12 protein-coding genes are annotated in these 13000 nt (G+C 54.0%); 5 read left to right on the forward strand and 7 right to left on the reverse strand.

The window, feature by feature from the left end:
• The first annotated feature begins 239 nt into the window (after nt 1–239).
• Nucleotides 240–818: a D-sedoheptulose 7-phosphate isomerase gene (gene lpcA / locus AC6I77_RS03850; protein WP_003851153.1), complete on the forward strand. Its 579-nt coding sequence runs from the start codon at nt 240–242 to the stop codon at nt 816–818.
• A 49-nt stretch (nt 819–867) separates the two neighbouring features.
• Entirely contained in the window at nt 868–1635 is a 768-nt protein-coding gene (locus tag AC6I77_RS03855; protein WP_003851154.1) for a class II glutamine amidotransferase, read from the forward strand.
• Here AC6I77_RS03855 and dpaA read toward each other — a convergent pair.
• A complete protein-coding gene (gene dpaA, locus AC6I77_RS03860) occupies nt 1606–2352 on the reverse strand; it encodes a peptidoglycan meso-diaminopimelic acid protein amidase (protein ID WP_008924835.1) in 747 nt (248 codons plus the stop codon). The two genes, AC6I77_RS03855 and dpaA, sit on opposite strands and share 30 nt — an antisense overlap.
• A gap of 244 nt (nt 2353–2596) precedes the next feature.
• On the opposite strand from dpaA, the gene dinB reads away from it, so the two are divergent.
• On the forward strand, nt 2597–3652 hold the full coding sequence (gene dinB, locus AC6I77_RS03865; RefSeq protein ID WP_008924836.1) for a DNA polymerase IV: 1056 nt from the start codon (nt 2597–2599) through the stop codon (nt 3650–3652).
• A gap of 36 nt (nt 3653–3688) precedes the next feature.
• Here dinB and AC6I77_RS03870 read toward each other — a convergent pair whose 3' ends face one another.
• The 6 genes from AC6I77_RS03870 to pepD form a co-directional block, all read right to left on the reverse strand.
• The gene (locus AC6I77_RS03870; protein ID WP_039659017.1) at nt 3689–4756 is read right to left on the reverse strand and encodes a sugar ABC transporter substrate-binding protein; all 1068 of its coding nucleotides are present in this window, start codon (nt 4754–4756) and stop codon (nt 3689–3691) included.
• Between the two features lie 25 nt (nt 4757–4781).
• Nucleotides 4782–5783, reverse strand: a complete 1002-nt coding sequence (locus AC6I77_RS03875) for an ABC transporter permease (protein WP_003851161.1) — start codon at nt 5781–5783, stop codon at nt 4782–4784.
• Entirely contained in the window at nt 5780–7285 is a 1506-nt protein-coding gene (locus AC6I77_RS03880) for a sugar ABC transporter ATP-binding protein (protein ID WP_337028152.1), read from the reverse strand. Before AC6I77_RS03880 ends, AC6I77_RS03875 begins: the two co-directional genes overlap by 4 nt.
• Before the next feature lie 595 nt (nt 7286–7880).
• Nucleotides 7881–8330: a DUF943 family protein gene (locus AC6I77_RS03885; RefSeq protein WP_003851165.1), complete on the reverse strand. Its 450-nt coding sequence runs from the start codon at nt 8328–8330 to the stop codon at nt 7881–7883.
• A 1-nt stretch (nt 8331) separates the two neighbouring features.
• The gene (locus tag AC6I77_RS03890) at nt 8332–9174 is read right to left on the reverse strand and encodes a YPO3983 family protein (protein WP_497816726.1); all 843 of its coding nucleotides are present in this window, start codon (nt 9172–9174) and stop codon (nt 8332–8334) included.
• A 271-nt stretch (nt 9175–9445) separates the two neighbouring features.
• Nucleotides 9446–10903: a beta-Ala-His dipeptidase gene (gene pepD, locus AC6I77_RS03895; protein WP_003851169.1), complete on the reverse strand. Its 1458-nt coding sequence runs from the start codon at nt 10901–10903 to the stop codon at nt 9446–9448.
• Between the two features lie 253 nt (nt 10904–11156).
• Here pepD and gpt point away from each other — a divergent pair, with 253 nt between their 5' ends.
• Together gpt and frsA are read left to right on the forward strand one after the other, a co-directional pair.
• Nucleotides 11157–11615 carry a xanthine phosphoribosyltransferase gene (gpt, locus tag AC6I77_RS03900; protein WP_003851171.1) on the forward strand — a complete coding sequence of 153 codons (459 nt, stop codon included), beginning with the start codon at nt 11157–11159 and terminating at the stop codon, nt 11613–11615.
• A gap of 115 nt (nt 11616–11730) precedes the next feature.
• A complete protein-coding gene (gene frsA, locus AC6I77_RS03905) occupies nt 11731–12978 on the forward strand; it encodes an esterase FrsA (protein ID WP_008924842.1) in 1248 nt (415 codons plus the stop codon).
• Nucleotides 12979–13000: the final 22 nt, after the last annotated feature.

The following is a 13000-nucleotide window of genomic DNA, read 5'->3' on the forward strand; positions in this document are numbered from 1 at the left end:
AGTAGTAAGAGGTCTGACCTGTTATACAGAGAGGTTTAGAGCAGTTGAGAGCATTTATCAATTTGTTTACATCGCAATTACAACCTGCCTCACAAAAACCTGTTTTAGCCCATTTTTGCAGCACCTTCGGCAACAATATTCCGCGTTAGAGTCCGGACCGACGTGGCATGACGCTTTGCGCTGACCGGCCATTCCGTTAAACTTGCTGCGATTAACCTCTCCTAAAAAAGGACATCCCTATGTACCAGGACATCATCCGCTCTGAGCTCAATGAAGCTGCTGATACGCTGAATAAATTCCTCAGCGACGATGCCAATATCCATGCGATCCAGCGTGCTGCGGTACTGCTGGCTGACAGCTTTAAGGCTGGCGGAAAGGTGCTTTCGTGCGGTAACGGCGGTTCACATTGCGATGCGATGCACTTCGCCGAAGAGCTGACCGGTCGCTACCGTGAAAATCGTCCTGGCTATCCGGCGATTGCCATCTCTGACGTCAGCCACCTCTCCTGCGTCAGTAATGATTTTGGTTATGACTATGTCTTTTCGCGCTACATAGAAGCAGTAGGGCGTCCGGGCGATGTGCTGCTGGGCCTCTCAACCTCCGGTAACTCTGCCAATATCATTAAAGCGATTGAAGCTGCCCGTGCGCAGGGAATGAAAGTGATCACCCTGACCGGTAAAGATGGCGGTAAGATGGCAGGCAGTGCCGACATTGAAATCCGGGTGCCGCACTTTGGTTATGCCGATCGCATTCAGGAGATCCACATTAAAGTGATCCACATCCTGATGCTGCTGATCGAAAAAGAGATGGTGAAGTAACAGCGCTGGCCTCCCACAGGCGGAGGCCACTTAATCAGAGGCGGTGGCTATGTGCGAATTGCTCGGGATGAGCGCCAATGTTCCCACGGATATCTGTTTCAGCTTTACCGGACTGGTTCAGCGTGGCGGTGGGACCGGGCCTCACAAAGATGGCTGGGGCATTACCTTTTACGAAGATAAAGGCTGCCGTACGTTTAAAGATCCGCTGCCGAGCTTTAACTCACCGATTGCGCGTCTGGTGCAGGAATACCCGATAAAATCACATTCGGTGGTGGCGCATATCCGCCAGGCGAATCGTGGTCAGGTGTCGCTGGAAAACACCCATCCGTTTACCCGTGAGCTGTGGGGCCGTCACTGGACCTATGCGCACAACGGACAGCTCAAGGGGTATCGGCAACTGGAGACCGGCACATTCCGGCCGGTAGGCGAAACGGACAGCGAGAAGGCGTTTTGCTGGATCCTGCATCAGCTGGCGACGCGCTATCCACGCACGCCGGGCAACTGGCCTGCGGTGTTTCGTTTTATCGGGGAGCTGGCTGGCACGCTGCGGCAGAAGGGCGTGTTTAACATGCTGCTGTCAGACGGGCGATATCTGATGGCCTTTTGCTCCACCAACCTCTTCTGGATCACCCGTCGTGCACCCTTTGGCCGGGCGCAGTTACTGGATCAGGATGTGGAGGTTGATTTTCAGCAGCACACCACGCCGCATGACGTGGTGACGGTGATTGCTACGCAGCCACTGACGGCCAATGAAACCTGGCAGCGGATTGCGCCAGGTGAATGGGCGTTATTCTGCCTTGGAGAGCGCCAGGAATGAACGGGAGGCCGCTTCGGGACTGGCTAAAACCGGTGCCGGGCTGCTGTTCATCACATATTTACCGCTGGCGACGTTGACCGTCGGCGGCTGGTGATATTTAGCAAAATAAGCGTATCCGGGCTGGAGCTGCTGCCAGAAACTGGCATCGCTGGAGTAGCGGTGACGCTGCATGTTGCTGTCAGTCATGCGGAACGGATAGATGCTGATGCTGACATCCTGCTGGCCATTACGCAGCGCCGCGTTCACATAAGTAAAAATCTCATCCATATAGGCGTTCGTCATGGCATAGCAGCCAATTGACTTACAGTCGCCATGAATCATCAGGTAGTTGCCGCTGTAGCCCTGATTACGATCGAACTGATTCGGGAAGCCAATGTTGATCGCGCGATAAAAACGGCTATCCGGCTTCAGCTGATTCAGCTTCACGTTGTAAAAACCTTCCGGGCTTTTGAAATCGCCTTCACGGCGTTTCGGGCCGAGGCCGCCAGAAAAGTTACAGATGCGGTAGGTATCCAGCAGGCGATATTCATTACCGATTTTGCCGTAGAGTTCGAGGGTGCGTTCTTCCTTGAAGATCTGGATATAGACCGGGGTGCCCAGTAACTGTTTCTTTAATTCTTTGCTGACCGGTGCCGCTGTCTGGACGGGTTCGGGTGTCATTGCCATGCTGAGGGCTGGCAGTAAAATCATCGCAAACAGGAGTGCGATTTTGCCCATGCTGTGTATACCTTGAGGTGAATAGAACATGACGCAAATTGTGCGTCTCTGTTTGCATTATCGGAACTGTCCGCTATCGCAGCGCAACATTAAACATTGTCTGTTTTTTTAGCAAGACGCTGGCAGCCAGATTCGCGATTTACTGAAGGATATTCGGCCACAAATTTGTAAACTTTAATTGTGGGCGCGACAAATATTGCAGTTACCCCTGCCAACTGTATACTTATCCAGTGCCGGAGGGGGTATGCGTAAAATCATTCATGTCGATATGGACTGCTTCTATGCCGCGGTGGAGATGCGTGATAATCCCCAGCTGCGCGACATCCCGATCGCGATTGGTGGCAGCCGTGAACGTCGTGGCGTCATCAGCACCGCCAACTATCCGGCCCGCAAATATGGCGTGCGCAGCGCGATGCCAACTGGCATGGCCCTCAAGCTATGCCCGCATCTCCGTTTGTTGCCAGGACGTTTCGATGCCTACAAAGAAGCCTCCGCACAAATTCGCGACATCTTTACCCGCTACACCCCGCTGATTGAACCGCTCTCCCTTGATGAAGCCTATCTGGATGTCACCGACAGCCCGCACTGTCACGGCTCTGCCACACTGATGGCGCAGGCGATCCGCGCCACCATCTACCGTGAAACCGGGCTGACCGCTTCAGCGGGCATCGCGCCGATTAAGTTTCTGGCAAAGATTGCCTCTGACCTGAATAAGCCCGATGGGCAGTTCGTGATTACGCCGCCGGAGATGGCCGGTTTTTTGCTGACGCTGCCGCTGGCGAAGATCCCCGGTGTTGGCAAAGTCTCGGCCAAAAAGCTGGAGGAGATGGGGCTGGTGACCTGCGGTGACGTGCAGAAGGCCGATCTGGCGCTACTGTTAAAGCGCTTTGGTAAGTTTGGCCGGGTGCTGTGGGAGCGCAGCAATGGCATTGATGACCGCAGCGTCATTGTGGAGCGCGAGCGTAAATCGCTGGGGGTGGAACGCACGCTGGCAGAAGATATCAGCGACTGGGATGCCTGCCTGGAGATAATCGATTTTCTCTATGCCGAGCTGGATCGCCGGCTGACGCAGATCCGACCCGACAGGCAGGTGGCGCGTCAGGGCGTTAAACTCAAGTTCAGTGATTTTCAGCAGACGACCCAGGAGCATATCTGGCCGGTACTGAATAAAGAAGACATGATTGCCATCGCCCGGAAAACCTGGGATGAGCGTCGTGCCGGGCGCGGCGTGCGGCTGGTGGGACTGCATGTCACCATGGTCGATCCCCAGCTTGAGCGTCAACTGCTGCTGGGTCTGTAACGGTCAGCCTCACCGTTCGGCAAGGCTGACGCCGGATTATTTCTTATATTTCGCCGCCAGGGTAGCAAACCACGGCGCGACGAAATCCTCATTGCTGCCCCAGCCCGGAATGATTTTGTTCAGCGACGCGACGTTCACCGCACCAGGCTGGCTGCCGAGCTGCTGCTGAGAGATCGATGCCGCTTTAAACTGGTAAGTCGCAGGCGTCTCTTCACCGGCAATCTTCTTCGCCACCAGCCGCATATTCACCGCGCCAATGGTTTTAGGGTCGACCGCCACCGTCTGCATCCACGGGCTGTTCTTCTCACGCATCAGCTGCAAATCCTGATTCGAGACATCAATACTGTAGAGCTTGATCTCGGTCCGGCCATTCTCCTGCAGCGCTTTGTAAGCGCCCTGGCTGAAGGCATCCCAGGCACCCCAGATTGCGTCGATTTTGCCTTTCGGGTATTTCGCCAGAATCGCACCAATTTTGTTGGCGGTGTCGCCCTGTACGTCCGTTGAAACTGCGCCAATCGACTCCAGCTGATGAATGCCCGGGTTCTCTTTCAGCAGTTTTTCATACACCACCTGACGGCGTTCCATCGGTGGGAAACCGGCAACCCACAGCTTGACGATGTTCGCCTTGCCGTTGAAATCATGGATAAGCTGACCCAGCGACAGCTGCGCCAGTGAAGCGTCATCCTGCGCGGTGACGGTGACGCCCGGAATCGGACTATCTACCGGCGTATCAAATACTGACAGCTTGATGCCCGCGTCGGCAATGCGCTTCACCAGGCCGCTGGCGTAGGGCGCTTTACCGTGCGACAGCACGATGCCGTCATATTTCTGGCTGATCGCCTGATTCACGAAATCCTGGAAGCGCGCATCGTCGCCGTTGCTCAGGAAGGTGCTGACTTTAAAGCCCAGTTGGCGACCCTGCTGAATGGCACCGGCCACAAACTGGGTGGTGTTGTCATCAGAGCCAAGGTTGCGGATCACCGCAATACGGATCGGACCATCATGGCTGGCGATAGCCGCAGGTACCGGCGTGACGGTCTCCGCGAAGGCAGCGCTGGCGTTCAGCAGGCTCAGGGCCAGCAGCGAGAGTGTTATTTTTTGCATTGTTATCAACTCCGGTAAACGCGCCTCAGCGGCGCTGGATATAGGTGATCGCCAGTGCTAAAGCCAGCACCAGTCCTTTAATAATGTCCATCGCGTAGTAGGGAACAGAGAGCATCACCAGACCGTTCTGCAGCACGCCGAGAATCACCGCGCCGACCAGCGTGCCCAGCGCATTGGGCTTGCCGGAGCCAGCCAGCGAGAAGCCGATCCATGCCGCCGCGACAGCGTCCATCAGGTAGCCGCTTCCGGCGTTAACCTGCGATGAACCAATACGCGAGGCGAGCAGGATGCCGCCCAGACCGGCCAGCAGTGAGGCGATCACATAAGCCAGCACCCGATAACGGGTGGTGCGGATGCCGGAGAGGCGCGCCGCTTCCGGATTGCCACCCAGCGCGTACATCCGGCGACCATGTTTGGTCAGTGATAGCGCCAGCTGCGCGGCGACGGTCACCACCAACATGATGATGACAATGGTTGGCACCTGGCCGAGCAGGCCAAACGTCGCCGGAATAGTGCCTTCCGCCATATCACCGCTCGGCAGCACCATGTTTTCAGTGATCGATCCGCCAAAGCTGTAGGTCATTGCCACGCCCTGAATCACAAACAGCGTCGCCAGCGTCGCCAGCATGTCGGGGATACGCAGGATCACAATCAGGAAGGCGTTAAACAGACCGACCAGTGTGCAGAGCGCCAGGGTTATCAGGATCGCGGTGGTGGTGCCAAAGCCGTACCAGACAAACAGTGAAATCACTAACGCATTCGCCAGTGAGGCGGTCGAGCCGACCGACAGATCAAAGCCGCCCACGGTCAGTGATATCGACACGCCAATCGCAATCACCGTAACAATGGCAATCGATCGCAGAATATTGATGATGTTATTGGGTTCAAGGAAGCTGTCGGAGGCCAGTCCAAAGGCGGCAATCAGGATCACTACCGTAAGCAACATGCCCCATTTGTAGAGAAAGTCGAACAACTGGTGACGCCATGGCGAGGGGGTCAGGTTCAGGCTGGTTTCTTTGCTGCTCACGCAGGGGTTCCTCCGGTGGAATAGAGCAAAAGCGTCTCTTCAGTGACGTCGCGTGCAGCCAGCTCGGCCACGATGCGTCCATCCCAGAGCACGCAAATCCGGTCGCATAAACCGACCAGTTCAGAAAATTCACCCGACGCGTAAATAATGCCTTTCCCTTCGCGCGCCAGGTTATCGATCAGGGTGAACAGCTCGGTTTTGGCTTTAATGTCCACGCCTTTGGTCGGCTCATCGAAGATCAGCACATCCGCGTTGTTGCGCAGCCATTTGCCAATGGCCACCTTTTGCTGGTTGCCGCCGGAGAGACGTCGCAGTGTCTGTGCCGGACCGGTGGTGCGCACCTGCAACTGCCGGATAACCTGTTCTGCCCAGCGCCACGCCTGGCGATGACCAAACAGGCTCCAGCGCGAAAAGCTGTCGTCGGCGCTGACGCTGAGGTTCATTGCGATGGATTCATCAATAAAGATCCCCTCTTTGCGACGCTCTTCCGGCACCAGCGCCATACGACGACTGACCGAGTCGTGCGGCGAACGGGGTCGCCACGGCTGACCGTGCAGTTCACCGCCACTGACGCGGCTTTTGCTGGCACCAAACAGCGCTTTGCAGAGCTCGGTTTTGCCGGCACCGGCCAGTCCGGCAATCCCCAGAATTTCACCTTTATGCAGCCGCAGCGAGATATCCTGCAGCAGCTGCTCATCGTGCAATCCTTCCACCGTCAGCAGCAGCGGCTGTGCCTGTTGTTCACGGCGGGCCGGGAAGATATCGGTCAGCTGATGGCCGAGCATCTTCTCCACGATCTGTTCACCGCTCAGCGCCGCCATCGGGCCGGTTTCGATTAACCGGCCATCACGCAGCACCGTCAGCTGGTCGCAGATCGCTTTGAGTTCATGGATACGGTGAGAGATAAACACCACGCCGATACCGCTTGCTTTAAGACGACGCACCACGGCAAATAGCCGCTCGCTTTCGTGCTGATCCAGCGGGGCAGTGGGTTCGTCGAGAATCAGGAAGCGGCAGTGATGCGACAGCGCCCGCGCCAGCAGAATTTGCTGTTTTTCCGCCAGGGTGCAGCGCTCCACCAGCCGGTTAACATCCAGCGCCACGTCGAGCTGAGCCAGTAAGGCCCGGGCCTGACGGCGAATCTCGCCCCAGCGATAGCGGTGGCCTGGCTCTGCCAGCCGATCCAGCAGAATGTTTTCCGCCACGCTGAGCTGCGGTACCAGGGCGACATCCACTTCCTGCTGAACCAGATGGATACCCAGCTGTTTCGCGTCACGCGGGGTGCGGATAGAAACCGGCTCCCCATCCAGCAGGATCTCGCCGCTGTAGTGACTGTGCGCGCCGGAAAGGATCGCCATCAGCGTAGACTTGCCCGCGCCGTTAGCGCCGGTCAGCGCATGCACCGAATGGCCCTCACTGCGGAAATCCACCGACGATAGCGCGGAAAAACCGCCAAAAGCGATGGAGATATTACGCATCTCAAGGCAGTTTACCCCTGGCATGTGATGACTCTCCTGAATAAACACTGGCTGCATTTTTTCCTGAACCTTCAGGCGCGGCAACAGCCGAAAGCGCATAAGCTAGCACGAAATCTTATTAGCCATCCAGACATCTGGACATAATGGCGGCTGTGACCAGCGAAGCGTGAGAACGTGGCGGAATAGTAGGGGAAAGGGTGGAAAAAGCAGCGAATTATGCTGAGAAAAATTCGCTGCTATAAAAACAGGTTAGAGCCGGGTAGAAGGTACTTAAGAGTCAGATGCCAGCTCAGCGTCTATCCCGGAGCCCGCGATGGTAACGGGAGCTGGGAGATGACAAAATGGGAAAAGGAAAATTTTTTACTAAAACAGCACTGAAGCCGCTACTACCTTTATGAATAGCAATGATCTCAGGCGGATGTGAGGCTAACCAAAAAATAGCCAGCCATCGATACCCCTGCAACAGCAAGCAGTAGGCTCGTCTTTTGTAATAATGCTCTTCATTATAGCTTCCGATATTATTAAGACTCCTGGCTATATTGTTCATGACTATTTTAAAGTTGAAGTGATAACTGGCTAATAGCCGATTTAATAGCTGCCCACTATCCTGTCAGGACAGTTAATGACTTTCTAGCTTTGTTATTTTACCGTCATCTTCCAGGCTGTATTCTCCATCATCGACAGTAAATGTAATGCCACTGTTTTTGCTGTAACTGATTATAAAAACCCTGTCCTTTTCAATGCAATTCATGGGTGGCTTCATGTCAGAAAAACAGAGGCGGTCATATTTATCATCTTCTTTGTACCCTTCTCCAAACAACCAGATGCTTACCGTATAATTACCGTAGGAGGCCGGTTTAGGAATGTCATATTGTCGTTTCAGGGCGTCTTTATTTTTTAACCACCAGTTAATTTTTCCACGATCAGTAATCGGAAAATTTTTTACTAAAATGTCACTGAAATTTCCGGTTCCATGAACGTTGACGATTTCAACAGGACGGCGTTCGGCCCATAGAAAGTAACCAGCCAGCATGAAGCCACAAATCGTCAGTAAAATAAGAATTTTCATTCTATTTTTCATTGAGATTACCTATGATTTCTATAGTAGTTTCCATATTCGTCATGAAAGGTTTAAAACCAAACTTATTGTATCTTTGAAGAACAAACCAGATACGGAAAAAATGAAACTGGCTGAATTTTGTTTTTACTATATCAGCACTGTCGAGACCAAAGTGATCCTGTACTTTATAATGCACCGTTGCCCGATAATGGTTATTATCAATATGCAGTGATTTTATGGTGATATGCGCTGCCGAGATATCATGAACGGTAATCCCCATGCCGTTATAATTATCCTGTAACCTGTCAAATTTTGGTAGTCTTCCCCTTAGAATGACTTCCCGTAATTCTTTTTTTGTCAATGGATAGATCCTATTCTTCCAATCCATTTCTTTTTTAAGATGTTTCTCCAGCAATAAGCGAGTGCTGTTTTCACTTTTATCCCTGATAATATGTTCTTTCAAAGCCTGATCCAACGCCATATCACGGAAGGTCTTACCGCTATTGTTCTGCATATGCGTGATCATTTTTTCGATCAGGTGACTGTATGGCCCGCTCAGGGAAAATTTACGGGATAACGATCGAAATTCATCAAATAGCATTTCAGCACACTGCTGGCGGGAAATCGTTCGACCCTGGCCACGCAGATTACAGCAGAACAGGGATTGAGGACGATCCAGTGAGGAACGCAGAGTCAGGGTCCAAGGATCAACCCGATCAGAAATGTAATCCAGCCGGTATTGGGATTTTAATTGTGCCTCAGTCAGATCGCCGCAGCGCATATCATCAGCACTGTAGTCGTCCATCTTTTTCCGGATGGTAAATATTGTGCAGGGAAACTGTAATGCGCCCATTATGATACATTCCTTGTATTATTGAGTATTTATATTTTCACGGGAAATATAATACTCTGGTAATAAGGGATGCATAAGACTTGTATCACATTACTGTAATAATTTACCGGATTGGTCATGAAATTTATTTCTATATGATAATCCCGGTAAACCAGATGTAGAGGATAATGCAGTGGACGTAAAGATGTTAAAACGCTATGAATAAAAAAGTGCCGGTCACTTAAGTAACCGGCGTCAGGCCGGAGCCTGGTTGACTTTTTTTGTGACAGAATTACTTTTCTGGCACCACATTCAGCAGGGTGGTCAGCAGTTTCCAGTAAAGACCCACGCTTTCGATGTGAACCTGCTCATCCGGCGAATGCGGCCCGGTGATGGTCGGCCCAATCGAGACCATATCCATGTCCGGATACGGCTTTTTGAACAGACCACACTCCAGACCGGCGTGAATCACCTGAATGTTAGGGGTTTTATCAAACAGCGCAATATACGTCTGACGGGTCAGCGCCATGATGGCGGAGTCTGCATCCGGCTGCCAGCCTGGGTAGCCGCCTTTCGCTTTCGTCTGCGCGCCGGCCAGCTGGCCCAGCGAGGTCAGCATCTGCACCACATAATCACGGCCGGTGTCGATCAGCGAACGAATCAGGCAGTTAATCTCTGCGTGATCGGCTTCCATCGTTACTACACCGATATTCAGTGAGGTTTCGACCACGCCTTTCGCCACGTCTGAATTGCGGATCACGCCGTTTGGCGTGCTGTTCAGCAGGTTCAGGAAGCGATCGCGGCTGTCAGTGCTCAGGGCATCGCCCTGATGCGCCAGCGGCTCGGTGACCAGTGCAATGTTCGGCTCTTTGATGCCGTGCTCGTTTTTGATGGCGCTCAGGAACTGCGCTGCCGCTGATTTCAGCGCATCTGCTTTGTGGCTTTCTACCGCGACGGTAGCGAAGGCTTCACGCGGAATTGCATTACGCAGCGTACCGCCGCTGAACGCCAGCAGACGCAGATCCAGTTCAGCCGCGTGGGCCGCCAGGAAACGCGCCAGCAGTTTGTTAGCGTTGCCCAGACCCATATGAATATCGGCACCGGAGTGACCGCCACGCAGCCCTTTCAGCGTCAGCTTCAGAGTCTGGAACTCAGCAGGCACGGCTTCACGGGTCAGCGGCAGGGTGGAGACGAAATCGATACCGCCTGCGCAACCCATATAGATTTCACCTTCCTCTTCAGAGTCGGTGTTGATCAGGATCTCAGCCTGCAGCCAGTTGGGTTGCAGACCGAAAGCGCCATCCATGCCGGTCTCTTCGGTCATGGTCAGCAGCACTTCCAGCGGACCATGCGTCAGGCTGTTATCAGCCAGTACCGCCAGCGCAGAAGCCATGCCGATGCCGTTGTCGGCGCCCAGCGTGGTGCCGCGCGCTTTCACCCACTCGCCATCAATCCACGGCTGAATAGGATCTTTGGTGAAGTCATGAACGGTGTCGTTATTTTTCTGCGGCACCATATCCAGATGCGCCTGCAGCGCGACCGGAGTACGGTTTTCCATGCCTGCAGTGGCGGGCTTACGAATCAGGATGTTGCCGACCTGATCGCGCTCACACCAGAAGCCCTGCTCTTTAGCCCAGCCAGTGATGTAGTTCGCCAGCGCTTCTTCGTGAAAAGAGGGATGGGGAATAGAGCAGATCTTAGCGAAAATATCCCACAGCGGCTGTGGAGAGAGTTGAGACAATTCAGACACGACAGGTCTCCTGTGTCAGTGTACCGGCGAGGCCGGACATCGCGAGTTTCCAGTGAAAAATCGCCGTCAGAGAATCTGACGAGCCAGTCCTGAGAATATCACTGTTTTTTACCGGGTGCGCTCTCAGACGCGCTAAAAAGCCGCAACCGGCGCACGGGTGCTGGTTTTTAGTGCGTCAACTCCTTATAATCTCGCGCAACCTTTTCCCCGTTGCACATTTTTACGCCACCTCGGTTGGCTGGGATTTCTATTTATGAGCGAAAAATACGTCGTTACCTGGGACATGCTTCAGATTCATGCCCGCAAACTGGCCCAGCGTCTGCTCCCTGTTGAACAGTGGACAGGCATTATCGCGGTGAGCCGCGGCGGTCTGGTACCGGCTTCGCTGCTGGCACGTGAACTGGGTATCCGCTACGTTGATACCGTCTGCATCTCCAGCTATGACCACGATCATCAGCGTGAAATGAAAGTCCTGAAGCGCGCAGAAGGCGACGGTGAAGGCTTTATCGTAATCGACGACCTGGTCGATACGGGCGGCACCGCGCAGGCGATTCGCGAAATGTATCCGAAAGCGCGTTTCTGCACCATTTTCGCTAAACCCGCCGGTCGTTCACTGGTTGATGATTACATCGTCGATATTCCGCAGGATACCTGGATCGAGCAGCCGTGGGATATGGGTGTCGTTTATATCCCGCCGATTGTAAAAAACTGATTGATATACATCAGACAACGCCCGGTTTTCCGGGCGTTGTGCATTCTGAGCCTCGCACCCCGAATTGCCGTACAGTACACTTAGCCATCGCCGTTCTGTTGCAGGAGAAGTGAGTATGTCGAGCAAAAATCTCAGCGAGGAGCTATTCAAGCCGCGCTTTAAACATCCTGAAACCTCTTCCCTGGTTCGCCGCCAACATCACGCTACCCCGAATGTCCACTCTGCCCTGGAGGGTGACAGCCAGCGCGGCTGGTATCGCATGCTGAATAAGCTGATGTGGACATGGCGAGGCCTGACGCCGCAGGAGATCAGTGAAGTGCTGGCACGTATTGCCATCAGCAACGCTGAACATACTGATGAGACGCTGCTCGACACCGTGATTGGTTTTCGCGGCGGCAACTGGCATTTCGAATGGTCTAAGCAGGCGGGCATCTGGCAGCAGAAAGCGCTGGAGGCATCCGACGACAGCGAGGCGGGCGACGACTGGCTACATGCGGCCCATCTTTATAGCGTTGCGGCTTATCCCTATATAAAAGGCGATGAACTGGCTGACCAGGCACAGACGCTGGCCAATCGTGCCTATGAAGAGGCGACTCAGCGGTTGCCTGGCGAACTGAAAATCCTGACGTTTGCTATTCCGGGCGGCAGTCCGGTCAGCGGCTTTCTGCATATGCCGCCGGATGTTGAAGCGCCTTATCCCACCGTACTGTTTTGCGGCGCACTCGACTCGTTACAGAGCGATCACTATCGCCTGTTCCATGATTACCTTGCCCCGCGTGGCATTGCTATGCTGACAATTGATGTGCCGTCAGTGGGCAACTCGGTGAAATGGACGCTGAATCAGGACACCAGTTTTCTGCATCAGCAGGTGCTGCGCGATCTAGTCAATGTGCCCTGGGTCGACCATACCCGCGTGGCGGCATTCGGTTATCGCTTTGGCGCTAACGTGGCCGTGCGGCTGGCCTATCTGGAATCGCAGCGGTTGCGTGGGGTCGCCTGTCTGGGCCCGATTGTGCATGCTCTGCTGACCCAGACGGCGTTGCAGGATGCGATCCCGGATATGTATATGGATATGCTGGCGAGCCGGCTGGGTATGGCCACCGCCTCCGACAGTGCGCTGCGCACTGAACTCAACCGCTATTCGCTTAAAACCCAGGGATTACTGGGCCGCCGGACGCCCACGCCGATGCTGTCGGGCTACTGGCAAAACGATCTCTTCAGCCCGGAAGAGGAGAGCAGGCTTATCGCAAACTCTTCCTCAGACGGCAAAGCGTTGCGGATTCCGGTGAAGCCGGTGATGGCCAGTTTTGATAAGGCGCTTAATGAAATTTGTGACTGGCTGGAGAAGCGTTTAAAAAGGTGACTGGCAAAATTTACAGTATTTG

Source organism: Pantoea sp. X-Soil-ISGK-259, assembly GCF_059730705.1.